This is a genomic window from Arthrobacter sp. SLBN-112, assembly GCF_006715225.1.
GTDB lineage: Bacteria > Actinomycetota > Actinomycetes > Actinomycetales > Micrococcaceae > Arthrobacter.
The window spans coordinates 1,299,365-1,321,704 of record NZ_VFMU01000001.1 but is presented as its reverse complement, the minus strand read 5'-3'; the positions used below and the strand labels follow the sequence as shown (position 1 = coordinate 1,321,704).

21 protein-coding genes are annotated in these 22,340 nt (G+C 67.4%); 4 read left to right on the top strand and 17 right to left on the bottom strand.

Annotated features, from left to right (window positions below; all coding sequences use genetic code 11):
• Positions 1-31: 31 nt before the first annotated feature.
• Positions 32-1,534, bottom strand: a complete 1,503-nt coding sequence (locus tag FBY33_RS06215; protein ID WP_142029776.1) for an amino acid permease — start codon at positions 1,532-1,534, stop codon at positions 32-34.
• Positions 1,535-1,763: 229 nt separating this feature from the next.
• Here FBY33_RS06215 and FBY33_RS06210 point away from each other — a divergent pair, with 229 nt between their 5' ends.
• Both FBY33_RS06210 and FBY33_RS06205 read left to right on the top strand, forming a co-directional pair.
• Positions 1,764-2,435 carry a TetR/AcrR family transcriptional regulator gene (locus FBY33_RS06210; protein WP_142029775.1) on the top strand — a complete coding sequence of 224 codons (672 nt, stop codon included), beginning with the start codon at positions 1,764-1,766 and terminating at the stop codon, positions 2,433-2,435.
• Positions 2,436-2,494: 59 nt separating this feature from the next.
• Positions 2,495-3,331: an alpha/beta fold hydrolase gene (locus FBY33_RS06205; RefSeq protein WP_142029774.1), complete on the top strand. Its 837-nt coding sequence runs from the start codon at positions 2,495-2,497 to the stop codon at positions 3,329-3,331.
• A 69-nt stretch (positions 3,332-3,400) separates the two neighbouring features.
• On the opposite strand, the gene FBY33_RS06200 is transcribed toward FBY33_RS06205, so the two are convergent.
• The 16 genes from FBY33_RS06200 to dacB all read right to left on the bottom strand — a co-directional run bounded on the left by FBY33_RS06200 (position 3,401) and on the right by dacB (position 20,135).
• Positions 3,401-4,882 (bottom strand): DHA2 family efflux MFS transporter permease subunit, encoded by a 1,482-nt coding sequence (locus FBY33_RS06200; RefSeq protein WP_142029773.1) that lies wholly within the window; start codon positions 4,880-4,882, stop codon positions 3,401-3,403.
• A gap of 120 nt (positions 4,883-5,002) precedes the next feature.
• A complete protein-coding gene (locus FBY33_RS06195) occupies positions 5,003-5,569 on the bottom strand; it encodes a type 1 glutamine amidotransferase domain-containing protein (RefSeq protein WP_142029772.1) in 567 nt (188 codons plus the stop codon).
• Positions 5,570-6,002: 433 nt separating this feature from the next.
• Complete coding sequence (locus tag FBY33_RS06190; RefSeq protein WP_142029771.1) at positions 6,003-6,932, bottom strand: 4-phosphopantoate--beta-alanine ligase; 930 nt, start codon at positions 6,930-6,932, stop codon at positions 6,003-6,005.
• Positions 6,933-7,826 carry a Rossmann-like and DUF2520 domain-containing protein gene (locus FBY33_RS06185; protein WP_142029770.1) on the bottom strand — a complete coding sequence of 298 codons (894 nt, stop codon included), beginning with the start codon at positions 7,824-7,826 and terminating at the stop codon, positions 6,933-6,935.
• Entirely contained in the window at positions 7,819-9,528 is a 1,710-nt protein-coding gene (locus FBY33_RS06180) for a PH domain-containing protein (RefSeq protein ID WP_142029769.1), read from the bottom strand. Before FBY33_RS06180 ends, FBY33_RS06185 begins: the two co-directional genes overlap by 8 nt.
• Entirely contained in the window at positions 9,525-10,037 is a 513-nt protein-coding gene (locus tag FBY33_RS06175; RefSeq protein ID WP_142029768.1) for a PH domain-containing protein, read from the bottom strand. The genes FBY33_RS06180 and FBY33_RS06175 overlap by 4 nt, the downstream gene beginning before the upstream one ends.
• Positions 10,018-10,566, bottom strand: a complete 549-nt coding sequence (locus FBY33_RS06170) for a DUF3180 domain-containing protein (RefSeq protein WP_142029767.1) — start codon at positions 10,564-10,566, stop codon at positions 10,018-10,020. Before FBY33_RS06170 ends, FBY33_RS06175 begins: the two co-directional genes overlap by 20 nt.
• The gene (gene folK / locus FBY33_RS06165) at positions 10,563-11,108 is read right to left on the bottom strand and encodes a 2-amino-4-hydroxy-6-hydroxymethyldihydropteridine diphosphokinase (RefSeq protein WP_142029766.1); all 546 of its coding nucleotides are present in this window, start codon (positions 11,106-11,108) and stop codon (positions 10,563-10,565) included. Before folK ends, FBY33_RS06170 begins: the two co-directional genes overlap by 4 nt.
• A complete protein-coding gene (gene folB / locus FBY33_RS06160) occupies positions 11,105-11,497 on the bottom strand; it encodes a dihydroneopterin aldolase (protein ID WP_142029765.1) in 393 nt (130 codons plus the stop codon). The genes folK and folB overlap by 4 nt, the downstream gene beginning before the upstream one ends.
• Positions 11,498-11,510: 13 nt before the next feature.
• Positions 11,511-12,452 carry a dihydropteroate synthase gene (gene folP / locus FBY33_RS06155; RefSeq protein ID WP_142029764.1) on the bottom strand — a complete coding sequence of 314 codons (942 nt, stop codon included), beginning with the start codon at positions 12,450-12,452 and terminating at the stop codon, positions 11,511-11,513.
• Positions 12,453-12,461: 9 nt separating this feature from the next.
• Positions 12,462-13,106, bottom strand: a complete 645-nt coding sequence (folE, locus tag FBY33_RS06150; protein ID WP_142029763.1) for a GTP cyclohydrolase I FolE — start codon at positions 13,104-13,106, stop codon at positions 12,462-12,464.
• A gap of 9 nt (positions 13,107-13,115) precedes the next feature.
• Positions 13,116-15,179, bottom strand: coding sequence for an ATP-dependent zinc metalloprotease FtsH (ftsH, locus tag FBY33_RS06145; protein WP_142029762.1), 2,064 nt, complete (start codon positions 15,177-15,179; stop codon positions 13,116-13,118).
• 219 nt (positions 15,180-15,398) lie between these two features.
• Positions 15,399-15,950: a hypoxanthine phosphoribosyltransferase gene (hpt, locus tag FBY33_RS06140; protein ID WP_018770260.1), complete on the bottom strand. Its 552-nt coding sequence runs from the start codon at positions 15,948-15,950 to the stop codon at positions 15,399-15,401.
• A gap of 30 nt (positions 15,951-15,980) precedes the next feature.
• Positions 15,981-17,054 carry a tRNA lysidine(34) synthetase TilS gene (gene tilS, locus FBY33_RS06135; RefSeq protein ID WP_200831443.1) on the bottom strand — a complete coding sequence of 358 codons (1,074 nt, stop codon included), beginning with the start codon at positions 17,052-17,054 and terminating at the stop codon, positions 15,981-15,983.
• Positions 17,055-17,192: 138 nt separating this feature from the next.
• Complete coding sequence (locus FBY33_RS06130; RefSeq protein ID WP_142029761.1) at positions 17,193-18,323, bottom strand: zinc-dependent metalloprotease; 1,131 nt, start codon at positions 18,321-18,323, stop codon at positions 17,193-17,195.
• 303 nt (positions 18,324-18,626) lie between these two features.
• Complete coding sequence (gene dacB, locus FBY33_RS06125) at positions 18,627-20,135, bottom strand: D-alanyl-D-alanine carboxypeptidase/D-alanyl-D-alanine endopeptidase (RefSeq protein WP_142029760.1); 1,509 nt, start codon at positions 20,133-20,135, stop codon at positions 18,627-18,629.
• Between the two features lie 155 nt (positions 20,136-20,290).
• On the opposite strand from dacB, the gene FBY33_RS06120 reads away from it, so the two are divergent.
• A complete protein-coding gene (locus FBY33_RS06120; RefSeq protein WP_018762663.1) occupies positions 20,291-20,779 on the top strand; it encodes an inorganic diphosphatase in 489 nt (162 codons plus the stop codon).
• Positions 20,780-21,013: 234 nt separating this feature from the next.
• A complete protein-coding gene (locus tag FBY33_RS06115) occupies positions 21,014-22,339 on the top strand; it encodes a carboxylesterase family protein (RefSeq protein WP_142029759.1) in 1,326 nt (441 codons plus the stop codon).
• The last annotated feature ends 1 nt before the right edge of the window (position 22,340 follow it).

Genomic DNA, 22,340 nt, shown 5'->3' with positions numbered 1-22,340 from the left:
TTGGGTCTGCTGTTAGGTGAGGACAGTGGTGTCAGGCTTTGGCTGCCAGGTTCCGGCTCCGGACCCAGAGGCCCAGGAGCAGCACGGCGGTGACCATCAGGGGCGCGGACCAGAGGAGGAGGCCGTTCTCGCCCGAGGGGTCGTACACCTCGGGCCGGGGCCAAGCCAGGTTGACGACCATCACGCCGCCGTAAAGGACGGCCAGGATGTTGACCGGAAGGCCCCAGCGGCCCAGGGAGAAGAGGCCTGCCGGCATGGTCTGGCCCACCCGGTCCCAGTCGCCGCGGAGGCGGTTGAGCAACTGCGGGACGGTGACCAGGAGGTAGGCAAGGTAGACCATCACGATGCAGACGCTGCACAGGGTGGTGAACAGGGCGGCGTTGCCCACGTTGATGGCCAGCACTCCAACTGCAAGGGCCCCGATCACGATGGAGGGCCACATGGGCGTGCCGCGGGTGGGGTGGACGGAGGAGAGCAGGGCCGACGCCGGGAGCTTGCCGTCGCGGGCCATGGAGAAGACCAGGCGGGAACCGGCAGTCTGGATCGCCAGGGTGCAGACGAAGATGGCGATGGCCACGTCCACCAGCAGGACCTTGCCCCAGAAGGTGCCCAGGACCGCGGTGAGGACGTACGGCAGGCCCTCGGTGGCGAGGCGGCCGTCGTCGAGGCTCGGGGCCGCCATCAGGGCGGTGATGATCATCAGCGCACCGCCGACGCCGGAGATGAGCAGGGCGGAGAGGATGGTCCGGGGTGCGGTGCGGCGCGGGTCCTTGGTTTCCTCGGACAGCTCGCCGGCGGAGTTGAAGCCCACCATGACGTACGCGGCCATCAGCCCGGAGACCAGGAAGGCTCCCACGGCGCCCAGGTCTGATCCCTGCAGCACGGTGGTGTCCGCAACCACGTCCGGCCCGCGCTGGGCGGCGCTGATGAGCGCCAGGATCACGGCCGCGACACCCACGATCTCGCAGGTGACGCCCACGGAGTTGACGTGCGCCATCAGCTTCACGCCCAGGGAGTTGATGATGGTGGTGGCCACCAGGAGGACGGCGCCCAGGACCACTGCGTTGGAAGCACCGGTCACCGTGTTGAGAGCGGGGTCGCCGCCCACCACCTGGAACCCGTCCCAGAGCTGGGGCAGGACCACCTGCAGGGCGATGGCCGCTGCAGCTGCGGTGACCACCTGGGCGATTGCCATGAACCAGCCGGCGAACCAGCCCACGCCTTCCCCGCCGACGCGCCGCGCCCACTGGTACACGGCACCGGACAGGGGGTAGCGGGCCGCGAGTTCGGCGAAGTTCAGGGCCACCAGCAGCTGGCCCACCAAGACCACCGGCCAGGTCCAGAAGAACGCCGGCCCGGCGAACGAGTAGCCGAACGCGAAGAGCTGGAAGATGGTGGTGAGGATGGAAACGAACGAGAAGCCAGCAGCAAAGGAAGCGTAGCGGCCGAGCTTTCGGTGGAGGGTGGGCTGGTAGCCAAGGGACGTCAGGTCTGCATCGTCCTGGTGGACGGTGGGGAGAACGGTGGATGTCATCGGGAATCTCCGGAACTGGAAAGGGATCTTGGGGGCGAAGCCTCCCGGTACTGCAGCGCTCGGCCGAAGGCTGCTGATTACCGGTCACTTGATAGTTTTCCAGCGGGATGTCCCCAAACAGTTTCACCTCTGTAAAAGGCGGATAGACATCTTGTTTCGGGCAGATTTCCGTCCCCTCACAATGCCCGGCGGTGACTTTCGGCGCACCCGGCAGTGCAAGAATGGGGCCGTGACTTCCGCCGGACCGGGCCGCCCCCGCCACCAGCAGCCCTCGCGGCCGGGCGCCACCGCCCGCGATGAAATCCTCGACGCCGCGGCGGAGCTGTTCACCACCCAGGGCTTCGCCAGCACCTCCACGCGGTCCATCGCGGACGCGGTGGGCATCCGGCAGTCGTCCCTGTACCACCACTTCAAGACCAAGGACGATATCCTCGAGGACCTGCTTGAGGGGACGGTGTCCGGCGGGCTGACGTTCGCACGTGCCGTGGCCGCGCTGCCCACTGATGACCCGGAAACCGAAAGTCCGGCTGGAAGCCGCCTTCACGCCGTCGCGCTTTATGACGGCACCCAGCTGTGCAGCGCGCGGTGGAACCTTGGCGTGCTGTACCACCTGCCCGAGGTCAGGAGCGACCGCTTTGCCCGGTTCCACAACCACCGCCAGGAGCTCAGGCGGTTGTACGGGGCACTGGGCGCGGGGCTGTCAGCCGCGCCGGGCGGACCGGGCGGCGGCGACTTCACCTTCCGCCTGGTGGAATCCCTGATCTACCTCCGCGCGGACGGCGCCGCCGGTACCGACTCCGCCATGCAGGCCGCCGACGCCGGGCTGATCCTGTGCGGGCTCGGGGACCGGCTGCCGGCCATCCACGCGGCGAGCCAGGCCCTCATCAACCGCCTGGCCTGACCCTGCATGCCGCCGGCCGCCGGGATGCCCCACCCGGCTTGCTCGGCTAGGCTCGGAGCATGACGCGAGAGAACATCAGGACCCCCGACGGCGGCACTGTGGAGCTCTTCTCCACCGGCGCTGACCTTGCTTCTGCGGGCTCGGGCGTGGTGGTTGTGCCGCCTTCCATGGTGACGGCTGCGGATTACACCAAGTTCGCCCAGAAACTGAGCGCTTCCCTGGGCCGCCCGGTGCACACCTTCAACCGGCGCGGGCGCGGATCCTCGTCCCCGCAGCCCGAGGATTACACGCTGGACGTGGACATCCGCGACCTGGATACGGTCATGAAGCACACCTCCAGCACCGATGTGTTTGGGCACAGCTTCGGCGGCGCCGTTGCCCTGCACGCGGCCCGGACACTGCCGGTGGAACGGCTCGCCGTCTATGACCCCGCCGTCTCCGTGAACGGCAGCGTCACGGCCGACTGGATCGCAGAGTACGAGCGCGCCATCGCCGCTGGAGACCATGACCGCGCCCTCGCCGTGATCCAGCGGGGCCTTGAAGCCGGCGGTTCCTTCTCATCGCGCATGCCGCTGTCCATGCTGACCCTCGCCAACAAACTGACCGCCGGAACCACCGAAGGCAAGCAGCAGCGCGAGCTCATGCGCACCGGGGTCCGCGAAATCAAAGCCATCATTGCCGCCGACATGCCGGCCGAGCCGTTCCAGGCGCTTCCCCTGGAGACGCTGATCGTGGTGGGCGAAAAGAGCCCCGCCTACTTCGGCATCGCCTGCGGCCAGATCCACGACGTGCTTTCCGGCTCCAGCTACACCATCCTGCCCGGCCTCGGCCACGACGGCGCCATCAAGGCTCCGGACAGGCTGATCAAGGAACTGAGCGAGTTCTTCGCCGGCTGACCCCCCAAGTAAGTAGCGCTAAGTGTCGTTTTGATGCTCCAAAACGACACTTAGTGCTACCCAGTTGGGTCAGTGCCCGCCGTGGCCCGCGCCGGCACCTTCGGTCTTGCGCATCATCGCGGAAAGTACGACGGCGGCAAGGGCTATGACGGTAGCCGTCAGGAAGGCTGCGCTCATCCCGGCGACGAGTCCCGAGGCGGCGCTCACCACAGCGAAGATGGACACCAGGAGCGCCGTTCCCGCGGCACCGGCCACCTGCTGGGTGGTGCTCATGATGGCGGACCCGTGCGAGTAGAGGTGCGGCGGCAGCGGGTTCAGGCCGGTGGTGAAGGCGGGCGTGAACAGCAGCGCCAGGCCGAAACTCAGCCCCACGTGCAAGGTGACGATCCACCACACCGGGGTGCCGGCGTCGAGCATTGAAAACTGCCAGAGGGCCACCACCATCAGGACGGATCCGGTGATGGTGAGCGGCAACGGACCCACCTTGTCGAACGCGCGGCCGATGACCGGGCCGAGCAGGCCCATGGCCAGGCCGCCGGGAAGCAGTGCAAGACCGGTTTCGAGCGAGCCCAGGCCACGGACTTCCTGGAGGTAAAGCGGCAGCAGGATGACGCCGCCGAACAGGGCCATCATGGCCACCACCATCAGCAGGACCGAGACGGTGAACATCCGGAGCTTGAAGGCGCGCAGGTCCAGCAAGGGCGCGGCTGCCTTCTGGAGCCGGACCTGGCGGAGGACGAAAACTGTCAGGGCTGCGACGCCGATGACCAGGGCTGCGATGGCGCCGGCACTGGGACCGGCCTGCCCGCCATGGCCGCCGCCAATCTGGCTGAGCCCGTAGACCAGGCCACCAAATGCGGGGACCGTGAGGATGACGGACAGTGTATCCAGCCGGGCCTTTTCAGGCTCGCCCACGTTGGTGAGGTATTTCGCTCCAATGGCCAGCGCCGCGAGGGCCACCGGCAGCACGAAGACGAACATGAAGCGCCAGGTGAAATGTTCCAGGATCAGGCCGGAGACCGTGGGACCCATGGCCGGCGCCACCGAGATGGCGATGCTGACATTGCCCATGACGGCGCCGCGCTTGGCCAGCGGAACCAGGGTGAGGATGGTGGTCATCAGCAGCGGGAGCATGATGGCGGTGCCGCCGGCCTGGACAATGCGTGCCAGCAGCAGGACTTCGAACCCTGGAGCCACAGCAGCCAGTGCTGTTCCACCGGCGAACAGGCCCATGGCAAGCATGAAGACGGCACGCGTGGACAGGCTTTGCAGGATGAACCCCGTGGTGGGGATGACGACGGCCATTGTGAGCATGAACCCGGTGGACAGCCACTGGACGGTGGGAGCGTCCACACGGAGGTCCACCATGAGCCGCTGCAGGGCGACGTTCATGATGGTCTCGTTAAGGATCACCACGAACGTCGCCACCAGCAGCGTGCTGATGATGGTCACGGACTCCCGGGACATCTTCTCCGGTGCGGCGGGCTGGGCTTCCTGCCCGGGCGTTTGGACGGACTGGCCGCTGGAGTTGGACGAGGTCTCGGTAGACATGGGTGTTCCCTCAGGGGTTTTATGAGTGATGCACGGACGGCGCCGCTGCAGATGCAAACACTCTACCCGCTGGAGTAATTCCTCCATACGGGTTTTTCAACCCTGAGGGAACATTAGGGGTCAGGCGGTCTGGCCCGCGTGCTGGCCTTCGGAGATCTCTTCCACCAGCTTGTTGTTGAAGGCCGGGAGGTCGTCCGGGTTGCGGCTGGTGACCAAGCCCTGGTCCACCACCACTTCCTGGTCCGTCCAGTTGGCGCCGGCGTTCTTCAGGTCTGTTTCCAACGTGAAGTAGGAGGTGACGTTGCGGCCCCTGATGACTCCGGCCTCGATCAGCAGCCAGGGCCCGTGGCAGATCGACGCCACAGGCTTGTGCTGTTCAAAGAAGCTGCGGGTGAAGCTCTGGGCGTCCTTGTCCACGCGCAGGTGGTCCGCGTTGACGACGCCGCCGGGGAGCACCAGGGCGTCAAAGTCCGAGGCATTCGCTTCAGCCACTGTGAGGTCGACGTCGAAGGTGTCGCCCTTTTCCGTACCGTTGTAGCCCTGCAGCTTGCCGCTCTTGGGTGCCACCAGGGTGGGTTCGCCGCCGGCATCCTTCACGGCCTGCCAGGGGCTGGTGAGCTCCACCTGCTCCACTCCGTCAGTCAGCAGGAATGCCACCTTTTTGCCTGCGATGCTGTTCTCTGACATTGTTCCTCCTCATGCTTGCGGTTGCGCGTTTTTGGCGCGCGGGGTCCCGCTTCGAGAGTTGATTGCCTGACGCTTTCCAGCCTAGGAAAGCTGAAAGTAATAAGCAAGCTGACTATCTGCTTTTGCGGACCGCACTGGTGGGGGTCACCAAGACCGAATCATGGCGGCTTTGGCGGATTTTCCGTGGCGGATAAATTCCGGCGCTGCGCAGATTCCTTTTCGCGGCGGGTATGTTTTGGCGCGGCGCAGATTCCTTTTCGCACCGCGCATTTGGCGTGCGCCGGGGAACCTGCACGTCGAGAATACGTACGACGGCGGCACGCGGCTGAGTGCGCGGGGGCGCCTTCCCAGCAACTGGGCCAGGGCCGCTGTGCATGTATGCAAGGAGATCGCTATGATTCCCCGAACGGCAGGCCGCAATCGGGACGGTAAGTCAGGAACTGAGCGGCATATTGTCGATCAGCCGGACCGGGCCAACCTTGGCGGCGATCAGCGCCAGGGCCTCCCCGCGGAAAGGAGTCTCCCGGCAGTTCTCGGCCAGCGGTTCCAGGGTTAGCGGGTCCACCACTTCGAAGTAGTCCAGTTCAACCAGGGGTTGGGACTCAACCAGTGCCAGCGCGGAATCCAGGTCCAGCGGCTCGTGGGCATTTGCCCGCTCCTCCAGCACCCGCAGCGCCCGGGAGAGGACCAGCGCGGCGTCCCGCTCGGTGTCGGACAGGAAACGGTTCCGGCTGGACAACGCCAGCCCGTCCTCTGCCCTGACCGTGGGCACGCCGACGATCTCGACCGGAAAGTTCAGATCGGCAACCATCCGCCGGACCAGGGCCAACTGCTGCGCGTCCTTCTGCCCAAAGTAGGCCCGGTACGCGGGCAAGCCGCCGGCCTGGGAAGCGTCATCGGCGGAACCGGCAGGAAGACCAGCGGCCGGCATGCCGTAATGCAGCAGTTTCGCAACAACGGTCAGGGCGCCGTCGAAGTGCCCGGGCCGGGAAGCACCCTCCCACTTTTCGCCGAGGCGGCCGGAGGTAACCCGCACCAGGGGCTCCCCGCCGGGGTACACCTCCTCCACGGACGGCGCAAACACCAGATCAACACCCTGCTCCTCCAGCAGCGCAAGGTCGGCGTCCAGCGTCCTGGGATAGCGGTCCAGGTCCACAGCATCGCCGAACTGCAGGGGGTTGACGAAGATGCTGGCCACTACAACGTCGTTGTGCTCGACGGCGGTGCGCGCCAGAGCGGCATGGCCTTCGTGCAGTGCGCCCATAGTAGGCACCAGGCCCTGCGATGTACCGCGCCTGGCGCCAAGGAGCCTGGCGCTTTCCGTGTGCAGTTCGTGAACGGTTTTGACGAGTTGAATGGACATTCAGTCCTCCTTCGGATCGAGGGCCTCGTGCAGCCCCTTCAGCTGGTCAGGTTTCAGCAGCCCCCGGCCTTCTGCCCTAAGGGCTGTGGCCCTGGCCATCGCAAGGTAGGCCTCGAGCACATCGCCATGCCCGCCGCCGTCGAACTCCCGCAAAGCCTCGGCATGGGCACGGACCGTCCCCACGTCCCCGCGGGCCACCGGGCCGGTCAGCGCCGATTCCCCCGAAGCCAGTGCGTTTTCCAGCGTGGCCCTCAGCAGCGGACCAAGCATTCGCTCGGGCGCCTCCACCCCAACCTCCCGCAGGAGCTGCGACGCCTGCGCCACCAGGGTCACCAGGTGGTTGGAGCCGTGTGCCAGGGCTGCATGGTAAAGCGTCCTGTCCGCTTCGGCGATGACCACGGGTTCCGCCCCCATCTCCACCACCAGCGCCTGGGCGATGGGCAGCATGGCGGCATCGGCCGTCACCCCGAAGGTGCAGTCCAGCAGCCGGGTGAGGTCCAGGCTCATGCCGGTGAACGTCATGGCCGGGTGCAGCGCCAGGGGAACGGCACCGGCAGCGCGCACCGGATGCAGCACGCCCACACCGAACCTCCCTGAGGTGTGCGCCACGAGCTGGCCGGGCTGCCATGCCCCGAGCTTCGCCAGCCCCTCCACCAAGCCAGGCAGTGCATCATCCGGCACGGCCAGCAACACCAGTTCCGACCGCTCGACAATGTCCTGCACTTCCAGGACGGGCACGCCGGGCAGCAGGGCTTCAGCCCGCTCCCGGCTGGCGCCGGACACGGCTGACACCCCGACGACGGCGTGCTCGGCCGCGCGCAAAGCAGCGCCGAGCACGGCTCCCACCTTGCCGGCACCGATGATTCCGACGCCGAGGCGTCCGGGCTTAGCCATGCTGCTGGCCTTCCTGTTGGTAATGGTCTCGTGCATCGCCGGTTCCATCCCCACGGGCCGGCACCTCAGGCACCGGCGCGTCAGACACTGCGGCGCCGGGCAGTTGCGGGGCACCCATCGGCGTGGGCGCGACCGCCGGAACAACCTGCCGCAACCATTGTTCGGTGGTTTGCCGCTTCCGCGCCAACCGGGCACGTGCTGATTGGTCGTCGAAGAGTTGCCGGGCCTCGTCCAGCCCGGCCTGGGCCAGCCGGGCGGCCACCGGCCCGGCGGTCGTGTGGAGAACCAGGTCCGCCACACGGAACCGGCGCGCCAGGGGTCCCTGCTGCAGTGCCAGTGACTGGGTCCGCTGGTGGGGAACCAGCACCAGCTCCCGCCACCAGCGCCCGGAGCGGATCAATAGGGCCGTGTCCGTTGCGGTGAACCCGTTGCGGCGCCACGCCAAGGGCGCCAGCAGGCGGGCCCGGCGCGGCGTGGTGACGAATCCGCCGTCGGAATCCTTGCCGTTTAGACCGGCGGTAAACACCAGCTCAGGCTGGCGGGTCCCCGGGTCCGGGAGGACCAGCGACAGCATGGCCATGACGTCGGACAGCTTTCCCACCGGCAGGAGGGTGGTCCTGGTATTGCCCTCGGCGGCGTTGCCGGAGACCCCGTAGCCTGCCGCATTCACCTGCATCCGGTACCAGCCAAACGGACGCCACAGCGGCGGCTGGGCAACCTTCACCGCTTGGATCCGGCCTGGCGGAAGAGTCTGCGCCTGGGTGTCCAGGAGCCCGTACCGCAGCCGGATGCCGTCAGGCGAAACCGCCGCGGTGAAGTTGAACCCCTTATTGAAGAAGTTCCAGTAGCCGGCAGCCAGGCCCAGGGCCGCGGGCACCAGGTAGAAGTAGAAGGCGCGGTTGTCCGTCAGCGTCGACAGAACCACCGAGGCGATGCCGCCCACCACGATAAAGACGCTTTGCTCGCTCAGGATCAGTGCGCCGAGAAGGCGCGACGGCGGCACAGCCAGGACAGTGATTTCCGGCGCCTCGGGTGCGGGCCGGGCAAGGCGCTCCAGCCCTGCCGGGCCTCCGGAACTGGCGCCCGCCGCGGCAGCAACGCGGGCACTTGTAACAGCACCGGCGGATGCTCCGGACGCCTGCGCCAGGATGCTGGCACGAAGCTGCCGGGCATCCTCGATCTTGAGGTAGGCCAGCCGCACCGCTGATTCGCCGGCGTCGGCTACCTCGAATTTGAGTTCGGCCAGGCCGAAGATGCGGGCCAGCAGGGGCTGCACGATGTCAATGGCCTGCACCCGGTCCAGCCGCGCCTGCCGGTGCTGGCGGAAGATGAGCCCGCTGTTGACCCGGACGTAGCCGCCGGACACCTGGTACTTGGTGAAGTACCAGGTGAGGACGAACCCCAGCAGCGCCACTGCCAGCACCACCGCGCCGCCGCCAAGGAGCCATGGTGCGCGCCTGGCAAACCCGTCCTCGAACACGGGCTGGCCCTGCAGCGTCCGCTCGAAGAGGTCCCGGCCAAAGAAGAAGGTGATGGCGGCCAGGGCAACCCAGCCGCGGACGAAAGGTGAGGCAGGATGCACCCGCAGCCACTCGCCGTCGGGCGTTCTGTTGGTTTCCGGGCTGCCCTGGGCAGCTGGAGGCGCAGGCGGAAGCTCAGGCGGCACCCCGGGCGGGCCGGGCAGCTGGCCGTCAGCGGTCACAGTCCCGCCAGCCTGGCTTCACCGCGGGCGGCCAGCTGTTCCCGGAGCCGCGCACCTTCCACTGCCGGCAGGCCGGGAATGCGTGCGTTCGTGCCGGGTGAGGCGGTGTGCAGCTTGACGGTGCACAGCCCCAGCGCGCGTTCCACGGGGCCGACCGCAATGTCCACATACTGCATCCGCCCGTAGGGAACGGCCATGGTCCGCTGGAAGAAGATGCCGCCCCTGATCAGCAGGTCGTCATCGCGCTCGGCGTAGCCGATGGCCCGGACCTGCCGCGGAATGAGCACCAGCCGCCACAAGGCAGCCAGCAGCGTGGCGGACGGCACGGCGATGGCGAGCCACAGCGGCGGCCACCGCCACCAGCCCAGGAGGACGAACACCAGCGGAGCGGACAGGACCAGGACGGTGACAAGGTTGGCAACAGCCCATTCCACAAGCCGGACCGTGATGTATTTCGGCGACACCCGCTGCCAGGCGATACCCGGCGGGTCAATCGCCTCGGTATGCATATTCGCCTTCCCCGGCGGCTTCCCCGCGGGCTGGGCGGCCCTTCTTCCCGTCCACGCTTGTGGTGTCCCCGTCCTCCGGGGGAATCCTGCAGAACCGCTCCACCAGGAGCCCCACCACGATCATCACCAGGCCGCCGCCGGCCATGGCGAGGGCCAGCCAGGTGATGCCCTGGTCGCTGCGGAGGCTCCAGATCCGCAGCTGGTCCAGGAAGATGCCCACGTGCCAGCCGAGCAGAACTGTTCCGGCGTAGGCGCATGCCTGGGCCAGGACCAGCGTCCGCGCGGCCAGAAGGGGGTCCAGCTGCGTTTTCCTGGCCGTACTGTTGGGCTTGACGCTGTTGCGCCACCTGAGCACCCGGATGCCCAGGATCAGCGTGATGATCACGATGACGCCCATGGTGGCCAGTGCCGTGGCCGGCAGGACAGGAGTGGCCATGCTGTACCGGCTGGTGACAACCGTGGCCGCCCAGCCCGCCACCGCGAGGATGACGCAGATCAGCAGCAGGCGCAGCGGGTTGATCGGCTTCATCGCTCCTCCACCGCTCCCGCCGTGGGCATCCCGTCGAAGTCGCCGAACCCGTCGAACGGGGCAAGGTCCCCGAAATCCGCAGCCCGCGTTGCCAGTGTGCTGATCCGTTCGCCGTCCAGCGTGGCGGCGGGTTCGATGAGTGACCAGGGGTAGAGGACGAAAGCCCGCGAGGCGGCACGCGGGTGCGGGAGGGTCAGCGTGGGGTCGTCGCTGCGGAGTTCGCCGTAGGTGATGACGTCGACGTCGAGCGTCCGCGGCCCCCAGTGGACCTCGCGGACGCGGTGGTGCTTGTTCTCCACCGCCTGGCAGTGTTCCAGCAGCTCCTGCGGACTCAGGCTGGTTTCCACCGTGATGACCATGTTCAGGAAGTCCGGCTGTCCCGGAGGTCCGCCCACGGCTTTGGTCTGGACGATGGGTGAGACGGCAAGGAGCCGGACCTCCGGCGGGTCCACCAGATCGGCCACGGCCTCCGTCAGGGTCTCGTTCCGTTCACCAAGGTTGCTGCCCAGGGCAAGCACAGCCTTGGTGTAAGTCCCGTTCACGTCTGTGCCCCCGACGTGGCAGAGCCGGCGGAGACCCGTTCCCTGTGGACCGTGACCGCCACATCTCCGAAGGGGACCTCGATGGGGGCCTGTGGTTTGTGCACGGTGATGTCCACGGCCTGGAGCGTGAATTCGGACAGAAGGCTGTCGGCGATCCGCACAGCGAGTGCCTCGATGAGGTTGAGGGGCTCGCCGGTAATCCACTCGGTAATACGCTGTGCCACCTCCCCGTAGTGGGCGGTGTCCCGGACATCGTCGGACTGCGCCGCTGCCGTGAAGTCCAGGTGGAGCACTGCATCCACGACGAATGGCTGGCCCTCCCGGCGTTCGAAATCGAAGACGCCGTGATGGCCCACGGCCGTCACTCCGGTCAGCGTAATCCTGTCCATGGGTCCCCCGGCCCTATTGTTTTTGGGGTACGGCGGCTTGTGCTGGGGACGCTGCGGCCATGCGTGCAGCCACCTTGACGGCGTCAAGGCTGGACCCAACCTCGTGCACGCGGACCGCCCAGGCCCCGCGGTAGGCGCTGATGGCTGTGATCGCCGCTGTGGCACCATCGCGTTCTTCGGGGGCAGCGGACTTGCCGGCAACGGTGAGCAGGGTGCCGAGGAAACGTTTGCGGGAGGCGCCCACCAGAACCTTGTGGCCCAGGCTGTCCAGCTGGTCCAGGTTCTGCAGCAGTTCCCAATTCTGGGCGTCGTTCTTGGCGAACCCCAAGCCTGGGTCGATGATGATCTGTTCCTGGCTGACACCGGCGGCGTACAGCTTGTCCCGCACTCCTGCCAGTTCCGCCACCACTTCCCCGGCAACGTCCGTGTATTCGGCGAGCGAGTTCATGGTGCGGGCGTCCCCGCGGCGGTGGGTGAGGACGTACGGAACCTTGGAGGCCGCCACGAACTCGGCCATTTCGGGCTCAATGCTCAAGCCGGAGATGTCATTGATGATTGCTGCGCCGGCCTTTACCGCGGCTGCAGCCGTCGAGGCGTGGGTGGTGTCGATGCTGACCAGCGCCCCTGCCTTCACCAGGGCCTCGATCACGGGCAGGACGCGGCGCTGTTCCTCATCCGGGGTGACATCGTCAGCCCCGGGCCGGGTGGATTCGCCCCCGACGTCGATGATGTCGGCGCCCGCATAAAACATCCGCAGGCCAGCAGCGATGGCAGTGTCTGCCGTGGCGTGTTTTCCGCCGTCGCTGAAGGAGTCCGGGGTGACGTTCAGGATTCCCATGACCAGGGTACGGTCAGTGGGCAGGTCGGCGAAGCGCGCCGCCGGGCGGGGCTTGCGCAGGATGGGCAGCGGGGAGGTTGCGGGCCCCGTTCCAGGGGCTGCAGCGAGTGAATCCATGGTCTGTTGTTACCTTCCGAGGATGAGGCTCATGGCTTCGGCACGGGTGGCCGGGTCATGAAGCTGCCCGCGGACCGCACTGGTGACGGTCTTCGCTCCGGGCTTGCGGATACCGCGCATCGACATGCACATGTGTTCGCATTCAACGACCACGATGGCGCCACGGGGTTTGAGGTGGCGGACCATCGCTTCGACGATTTCAGTGGTGAGCCGCTCCTGCACTTGCGGGCGGCGGGCATAGATGTCCACCAGGCGGGCCAGCTTGCTCAGCCCGGTGACCTTGCCGTCGTGCGAGGGAATGTAGCCAACGTGGGCCACCCCGTGGAACGGCACCAGGTGGTGCTCGCACGTGGAGTAGAACGGGATGTCCTTGACTAGGACCAGTTCCTCATGGTCCAGGTCAAAGGTGGTGGACAGGACCTCCGCGGGGTCGCGGTGCAGTCCCGCGAACATTTCGGCGTACGCCTTGGCCACCCTTTTCGGGGTGTCGAGGAGGCCGCCGCGGTCCGGGTCCTCGCCGATGGCAAGGAGGATCTCACGGACGGCCGCCTCGATCCTCGGCCGGTCCACCTTTTCGTGTTTGGAATGGTGGGAACCGTCCTCTGCCGGATGTGCAGCGGAGGCGGGACCGTCGTCGTCGTGGAAAGAAGTCACAGGGAAAGCTTAGCTGCGAAGGGTGTCAGGCCCCGAGTCGGGGGTGCCGCCGTGAAACGGAGCGTCCTCCGGAACGCCCTGCGAATGAGGGGGCTGGGCGTCCAGCGGCTCGTCCAGCCGGGCTTTCTTGGCTTCCTCCTGGGCTTCCCGTTCGGCGCGCTCCTGGCGGCTCTCCACCGGGCCTGCCATCTGTACCGGACGGGTCTCCTTGGACAGCCACACCTCGCGGAAGTCGCGCTTGCGAACGTCCCTGAAGATGTCGGCGATCTCGGCCTGGTTGAGGGTTTCGCGCTCCAGCAGCTCCAGGGCCAGGAGGTCCAGGACGTCCCGGTTTTCGGTGAGGATCTCGTAGGCCTCATCGTGGGCCTGCTCAATCAGGCGGCGCACTTCCTCGTCCACGACGTAGGCGATCTGGTCCGAGTAGTTGCGCTCGTGGCCTGCGTCGCGGCCCAGGAAGGGTTCGCCGCCGCCCTGGCCCAGGCGGACCGCGCCGACACGTTCGCTCATGCCGTATTCGGTGACCATCTTGCGCGCGGTGCCGGTCGCCTTCTCGATGTCGTTGGAGGCGCCGGTGGAAGGATCGTGGAACACGATCTCCTCGGCAACGCGCCCGCCCATGGCGTAGGCCATCTGGTCCAGGAGCTCATTGCGGGTTACGGAGTACTTGTCGTTTTCGGGAACCACCATGGTGTAGCCCAGGGCCCGGCCGCGCGGGAGGATGGTGATCTTGGTGACCGGGGCGGAGTTCCGGAGGGCCGCCGCCACCAGGGCGTGGCCGCCTTCGTGGTACGCGGTGATCTTGCGCTCGTGTTCCTTCATGACCCGGCTGCGCTTCTGCGGGCCTGCCATGACGCGGTCAATGGCCTCGTCCAGGGCGCGGTCGTCAATCAGGTTGGCGTTGGAACGCGCGGTGAGCAGTGCGGCCTCGTTGAGGACGTTGGCGAGATCGGCACCCGTGTAGCCGGGGGTTTTCTTGGCCACGGCCTTCAGGTCGACGCCGGGCGCCATCGGCTTGCCCTTGGCGTGGACCTGCAGGATCTGGTCGCGGCCAATCATGTCGGGCGCGTCCACCCCAATCTGGCGGTCGAAGCGGCCGGGACGCAGCAGTGCGGGGTCCAGGACGTCGGGCCGGTTGGTGGCGGCGATCAGGATCACGTTGGTCTTGACGTCGAAGCCGTCCATTTCAACCAGCAGCTGGTTGAGGGTCTGCTCGCGTTCGTCGTTGCCGCCGCCGATGCCTGCACCGCGGTGGCGGCCGACGGCGTCGATCTCATCCACGAAGATGATGGCGGGCGAGTTGGCCTTGGCCTGCTCAAACAGGTCGCGGACGCGGGAAGCGCCGACGCCGACGAACATCTCCACGAAGTCCGAGCCGGAGATGGAGAAGAAGGGGACGCCGGCTTCACCGGCCACGGCGCGGGCGAGCAGGGTCTTACCGGTACCCGGGGGGCCGTACAGCAGCACGCCCTTGGGGATCTTGGCGCCAACGGCCTGGAACTTGGCCGGTTCCTGCAGGAATTCCTTGATCTCCTGCAGTTCCTCCACGGCTTCGTCGGCACCTGCGACATCCGCGAAAGTCACCTGCGGCATGTCCTTGCTGACCATCTTGGCCTTGGACTTGCCGAACTGCATGATCTTGGAGCCGCCGCCCTGCATGCGGGTCATCAGGAACCAGAAGAGGGCGCCCAGCAGGATGACGGGGATCAGGAGGGAGAGCAGGCCGGAGAACCAGTTGCTTTCGATCGGCTGGTCGGTGAAGCCCTGGGCCGGCTTGGCGTCGGTGACAGCCTTCACCACATCCTCAGCGCGGGCATCAACGAAGAAGAACTGGACGCTCTTGCCCTTGTCCTGCCCCTCCAGCTGCAGGTTGTCCTTCAGCGTGAGGTCAACGCGGTTCTCGCCGTCGAAGATCTTGGCCTGCTCCACCTTGTTGCTGGAGAGCAGTTCCAGGCCCTTGTCGGTATCGATCCGGGCCGCACCGCCGGGGGCGAGCGTTGCAAAAGCCACGAGGAGCAGACCGACCACAACGACGATCCAGATGCCCGGGCCTTTGAAGAAGTTCTTAGCTTTCATCTGTTCGGGGCTGGCCCCGTCCCTTCCGGTAGTGCTTCACGGCGAGTAGTCTGCGCGCGTGATGGTGCTGCGTCAGCTTCTAGCTATACACCGTCCGGAGTACATCACGCATAGCGAAAAGCAAAAGTTCCCTGTGGGCGTAGCTGCGCCGGGACGGCGCAGGAGCTGCTGCGTGGCGGGGTTTGCCGGGGCACGGCGGTGGCGGAGCGTGCCCCGCGGTTACTCGTAGACGTGCGGGGCCAGGGTTCCCACGAAGTCAAGGTTGCGGTACTTTTCGGCGTAGTCCAGGCCGTAGCCCACCACGAATTCGTTGGGGATGTCGTAGCCGACGTACTTGACGTCGATTTCCACCTTGGCGGCGGTGGGCTTGCGGAACGCCGTGCAGATTTCCACCGAGGCCGTGCCGCGGGATTCCAGGTTGGTCTTGAGCCAGGACAGGGTAAGGCCGGAGTCGATGATGTCCTCGACGATCAGGACGTCCTTGCCCATCAGGTCCGTGTCCAGGTCCTTCAGGATGCGCACCACGCCGGAGGACTGGGTTCCCGAACCATAGGAGGAGACGGCCATCCAGTCCATGGAGATGTGGCTGTGGAGTGCGCGGGCAAGGTCGGCCATGACCATCACGGCGCCCTTCAGCACACCCACAAGGAGGATCTCGCGCCCTTCGTAGTCCTTGTCGATCTGCGCAGCGAGCTCGGTGATCCGCTGCTGGATCTGCTCCTTGGTGTAGAGAACGTGCTTGAGATCTGCCTGGACGTCGTTTGAATCCACCAATGGCTCCTGTTTAGATGCGGGGTGCGACTATTTTGCGGGCGGTTTTTGAGGCCGGATTACTAGCTTCCCACAGCGCACCGGTTCGCGGGGAACGGAACCGGGGCCGCCCTCCGCCCCGGGCTCACCCGCAGCCTTCGATCCTTCCAGCTGCGCCAGCGACAGCCGGTATACGCTGACGCCGCCGGGAAGCTCCACCGGGCCGGCCGAACCCTGCCGCCGCAGCAGCGCTTCCGCCGCCAAAAGGCGTTGGTAGCTGGGCTGCTGCCCGCCGACGTCGGCCGCTGCCTTGGCGATCACCCGGAACCTGATGGCGGGGGCCAGGGCGCGCAACGCCTCCTCCGGCAGCGCCAGCGTGCCGCCGTCCCGCTCTACAAGGGACGCGAAGGTGCTTTCCGCCACATCCTCCAGGTAGTCGGCGTCCAGCTGCAGGATGGCGGCGGTCCGGGCCAGGGACTCGGCCACGCCGGGGCCGAGGTTCTCCTCGAGGTGCGGGAGGACCTGCACCCGGGTCCGGGAGCGTGCGAAGGCGGGATCGGTGTTGGTGGGATCGTGCCAGGGATCCAATTCCTCCACCGCGCAGATCTCCTCGGTGTGCGCCCTGCGCAGGCCGAGGAACGGGCGCAGGAGGACACTGTTCCCGGAGCCGGCCCGGGCGGGCCGCATGCCGGCGAGGGAGCGGGACCCGGAGCCCCGGGCCAGGCCCAGCAGTACCTGCTCCGCCTGGTCGTCCAGGGTGTGGCCCAGCAGGATGGCGTCCGCGCCCTGTGCCTCAGCGGCCGCCTCGAGCGCCGCATGCCGGGCTTCGCGTGCTGCAGCCTCGGGGCCCATGCCGGCACCGGCCACCGTCACGGTGCGGATTTCCACGGGTGACAGGCCCAGCTCCTCCAGTGTCTTGGCGGTGTGTGCGGCAACGTCCGCGGACCCCTCCTGCAGCTGGTGGTCCACCACAACGGCACCCACGGTGAGGGGATGCCCGTCCACGTGGCCGCGCCGCGCAAAGTATGCTGCGACGGCGGCGAGTGCCAGCGAGTCAGGCCCTCCGCTGCACGCCACCAGGGCGTGGCGTGGATATCCGGCGTCGGCCAGCGCGTTTTGCAGCATTTTGCGCGCGGTCCCGACGACGGGTGCGAGCCTTCCGGGCCGGCGTCGTCCGCTGCGAGTCCCCACGGTGTCGGCGGACGGGATGTCAGGCAGGGGTGCGTCGGACAGCGGTGTTCCGGGCAGCGGGGAGTCCGTCAATCAGAGCCCCATCCGCTCAAGCCACAGCTTGGCGTCGTGGATCTCAGGCTCGGTGGGCAGGTGGTCCACCGACTCCCACACCTTGTTGAAGCCCTCCATCCCGGCCACTTCCACGACGGCACGGACGAAGCGGGCGCCGTCGGAGTACTGGCGCATCTTGGCGTCCAGGCCCAGGAGGCTGCGGATGAACTTTTCGATGACCCCGCGGTCCTTGCCGCGGTCGTTGAACCGCTGCCGGATGGTCTTCACGGAGGGGACAATGCTGGCGTCGACGGCGTCCATCACCACGTTCGCGTGCCCTTCGAGGAGGCTCATCACCGCGGTGAGGTGCGAGATGGCAGCCTTTTCCTCCGGGTCCTGCAGCAGGTCCAGGATGGCGCCGCGGCCGGGTGTATTGCCGGTGGCGGAGCGGTCCTTCAGGGAGCGGGCAGCGGCGGTGGCACGCTCCATCAGGGTGTCGACGTTGCCCAGGAGGTGGCCGCTGAGTTCATCGATCTGTTCCAGCATGTGGTGCCGCAGCCAGGGGGCTGCCGCGAACTGGACACGGTGGGTTTGCTCGTGCAGGCAGACCCAGAGCCTGAAATCCTCCGGCGTGACGTTGAGCTCGCGCTCCACCGAGACGATGTTGGGGGCCACCAGCAGGAGCCTGCCGGCAGCGGGAGCCGACGAGTTTTCCGCCAGCGCCGCAAAGGGATCGTACTGGCCAAGGACCTTGCTGGACAGGAAGGCAAGCACGGCCCCCAACTGGCTGCCGGTGATGGCGCCGCTGACCTGGGCGGCGGCGGGGCTGAGGTTGCCGCGGCGGCTGTCCAGCATCTTCTGCATGGCAGGCTTGAGCATCACCGCGAAGCTCTGGGTGTTGGCCTTGGCCCAGGACGCCCGGTCCACCACCAGCACCGAGGAATCGCGCAGGTCCCGCGCCGCCTCCAGCCCGGTGATGTCGTGGACGTGCGGAACAGAGGCATCCGCCAGCTCGCGAAGGCTGTCCACCGCCTCGCCGATGGCCTTTTCGCCGAGCACAGGCCCGGCCGGAGCAAGCCGCGCTGCTGTGGAAGCAGCGAGGTCCCAGTTGATCAGGGACTGGGCTGTTGGGGACAACGTCGATGCGGACTCGCGCGCAGTGGACTCCATGGTTCCCATCAGAACACAGCAGGCCGGCGATCGTCCTTAAGTTCGCTGACCGGCGAACTTCCACAGCCGCCGCACAGGAGGGCGAAAGCATTGTCCCAGTCCGGGCCGGCACTGTGGAAGGACAGGAAGAATCCCGCTAAGAAGGAGGCCGTCATGATCCCCTACCGTCCCATTCCTCCCCTGACCGCAGGCCCTCGCAAGGGCTGGGCATCGGTGCTTGCCGCCGTCGTCATGGCGGCGCTGCTGGGCATCCAGCCCCGGTAGTGCCGACAGCAGGAGTACCGGCCGCCGGAGGAATTCGGGCTAGCGGCAGCCGCAGCCTGCCAGCGCCGCGGCGGCCCGGTCCAGGGATTCCTTGTTGCCGGCAGCGCCGGGCGCCAGGCCGTTGCCGGTGAAGGAGAAGACCAGGAGCCGTCCGTCAGCGTCCACGACGTATCCGCTGAGCGCCAGCACGGTGTTCAATGTCCCGGTCTTGGCGCGGACCAGGCCGGCGCCGCCGGAGGTGGTGGCGTCCCCATAGCGGGTGTCCAAGGTTCCGGATAGCCCCCCGACCGGGAAGCCGTCCAGGGCGGCCCGAAGCCTGGTGTCCGGCCCGGTGGTGATGGCCCGCACCACCTCCGTGAACTGGCGGGCTGAAACCTGGTTGCCCATGGCCAGCCCGCACACATCCACCAGCTTCACCGAGTCGGTCGGTATGCCCGCTGCACCGAGCTCGGCCGCGACCACAGCCGTGGCGCCGTCATTGCTCCCGGGCCGGCCGCTGGCCACCGCAGCCATCCGCCCCATGGTTTCAGCAAGGTAGTTGTCCGATACCTGCAGCATCAGGTTCACCTGCTCGGCGACAGTGGCCGATTCAACGGCCGCCAGGACTGCGGTGTCTGGTTGGGAAGCCCCGGGTGAACGTTCGACGCCGGCCGCCACGGTGAGCCCCGCCCCGGCACCTGCCGCACGCAGCCGGGATGCAAACTCCTCCGCTGCGGCCCGGGCGGAATCCTGGGGCCGGGGGCCGGTGGTGACGGCGGGATCAAAGCGCGCAGAGTTGAGGGCCAGCGGGTACAGCGGGGCTATCTCGCCGGCTTCCACGTCGCCGCTCTGCCAGTTGGGATTCAGTGCGGGCCCCGTGAAGAGGGACTCATCCACCAGGACCTTGATCTCGCCAGCAGTTCCGGCGGCCTGCAGGGCCTGCGCTGTGAGGGCGGCAAGGGTGGCAAGGCCGGCGTGGCCCATAACCTGTTCCGGCTGCGACTCCCCTGCGGCCAGGAGGACGTCGCCGCCGCCCACCAGCACCACCTGGCCGGCGGCGGGGCCGGGAATCACTTTGGTAGTGAAACGGTGGCCAGGCCCCAGGGTGCGCAGCGCGGCCACCGCAGTGAGCAGCTTAAGGTTCGACGCCGGCACCCGGCTTTCTGCCCCGCCCCGGTCGAAGAGGACCTGGCCCGTGAGCGCGTCCTGCACCATGCCGGTGAAAGTACCGCCGCCGTCGGCCTTCAACACCGGCTCCACCTGGGCCGTCACGGCTGCCTGGACGGGCACGGGGGCGGACGCCTGAAGCGGGGCAAGCACCTGCGGGGCCGGGAGGGTGGCGGGGGCCTGTTGCCAGGCAGGGGGCGCCGGTTTGGGTTGAGGGGCGTCGGGGCCGATGAATCCGGGGGCCACCAGCAGGGCTCCCGGGACGGCCAGGACGAGCAGGAGCAATGCCGCCAGAGCCAGCGGCCAGGGCCTGCGCGGCCCTTCTCCAGGGACCTGGGCAAGGCCGCCGGGGCGCCCGGAGCGATGCGCGCGCAGAGGTTCCTGCCCGGTTGTTTTGGTCATGCTGGTGTTGGTCCTCAAGTCCTGAAATTTCCCCACAAGTTCCTGATTCCAGGGCCTCTCGCTATATCCTCAATAGTAGTCGGCGGCACCGACACTCTTTTTTGTGGGCCCGTCAAGTGTGCCGCGCACCCCCTGCAATTGCCGAGGAGCATTCCATGAAGCACGACGTGACCATCGAGATCCCCAAGGGATCGCGCGTCAAGTACGAAGTTGACCATGAGACCGGCCGCGTCCGCCTGGACCGCGTCCTCTTCACCTCCATGCAGTACCCCACGCACTACGGGTACTTCGAAAACACCCTCGGCGAGGACGGCGACCCGCTGGACGCACTGGTGCTCCTGCAGGACTTCGACCTGCACCCCGGCGTCATCGTGGAGTCCCGCCCCATCGGCGTTTTCAACATGACCGACGACGGCGGCGGAGATGCCAAGATCCTCTGCGTTCCGGTGGATGCCCGCTTTGACCACATCCAGGAAGTCAGCGACGTCAACGAATTCCTGATCAAGGAAATCGAGCACTTCTTCACCCGCTACAAGGACCTGGAGCCGGGCAAGTGGGTCAAGGCCGAGGGTTGGGGCGACCGCGCCGCCGCCGAGGCCGAACTGGAAGCCTCCATCAAGCGCTACGTGCCCACCGGCCACTGACACTCCCCACCGTCCCCCTAACCTCGCTCCGCTCGGTCAGGGAACCCTGACGGCATGGGCCCACCCACCGTCCCATAACCTCGCTCCGCTCGGTCAGGGAACCCTGACGGCGTGGGCCCACCCACCGAGAATCCCCGCCTGCTGGACCAAACCCCGCGTTATGCGCCGGGGAAAGGTCCGGGAGGCGGGGATTTCTGTTGTCCGGCCACCGTGAATCTGTGGAATCGTTGGCCTGTGACTTCCGAGCCTTCGTTCAATCCTCCCTGCGGTCCAGTCACCGGCTGGCGGGACGGCGACGTTATCCGCGCCACCGGCATCCCCTATGCCACTGCTGCCCGGTTCCAGCCTCCCTCACCGGCCCCGGACTGGACCTCCGAACTATCCGCCACCTCTCCCTCACCTGCCTGCCCGCAGGCGCCTGTCCCCTTCCTCGACGACGTCCTGGGCACCCGATATGGGGAACTTCCGGGCAGCGAGGACTGCCAGAACCTCTCCATCACCATGCCGGGCGACCTCATCCCGGACGAAAAGCTGCCCGTCATGGTCTGGATCCACGGCGGCTCCTACACCACCGGATCCGGCGACCTGGCCATCTTCGACCCCGTCCGGCTGGTGGCCGAGAACCGCGTCATCGTGGTCTCCGTGACCTACCGGCTGGGGCTGTTCGGGTTCCTGGCAACACCCGGCGGCCGGCCCGGCAACCTGGGGCTCCTGGACCAGCTCGAGGCGTTCCGGTGGGTGCAGCGGAACATCACAGCCTTTGGCGGGGACCCCGGCCGGGTCACTGCATTCGGCCAGTCTGCCGGCGGCGACGCCATTGCCCACCTGATGGCGACGCCCGAGGCTCCCACCCTTTTCCAGCGCGCCATCATCCAGAGCGCACCGCTCGGCATCACCCGGGGGCGCGCCAAAATGAACCACGCCATGGGCATCGCAGCCGAATCCGTCACCGAACAGACACCGGCCATAGACGTGGTGGCGCTCGAGGAGCAGGTCACCCTGGTGGCCAAAAAGTTCGGCATGCTGGCCGCCATGCCCTTTGGCACCCAGTACGGGCACCACCCGCTTCCGCCGGAATCCGATATCGAAGCGGCGTGGGACCGGACGGCGCCCGCCATTGAGGTGCTGATCGGCCACACGTCGGAGGAGGCCCGGCTGTTCCTCCCCCGCAGCCCCCGCCTCATGCGCCTGGCGGGTGTCCCTGTGGTGGGACCGCACGCCGTGCGCGCCATCGACTGGGTAGTCACCGAAACCGTGTACGGCCGGGCAACCCGCCGGTTCGCCCGTCGCCACGCCAAGGCGGGCGGAAAGGCCCACCGCTACCTCCTGACCTGGCACGCTCCAGGCAACATCTTTGGTGCAGCGCACACGGTCGACCTGCCCCTGCTGCTCGGGACCAGGAAGACATGGGACGGCGTGGGACTGATCGACGGTGCCCGCTGGGAGGACGTGGACATGGCGGGCCGGTCGGTGCGGGGCCTGTGGGCCGGCTTCGCCCGCGGCGATGATCTCGGCGAAGCGGGAGCAGTTGACGACGCGCTGCGTTACAGGCGGGCCTGAC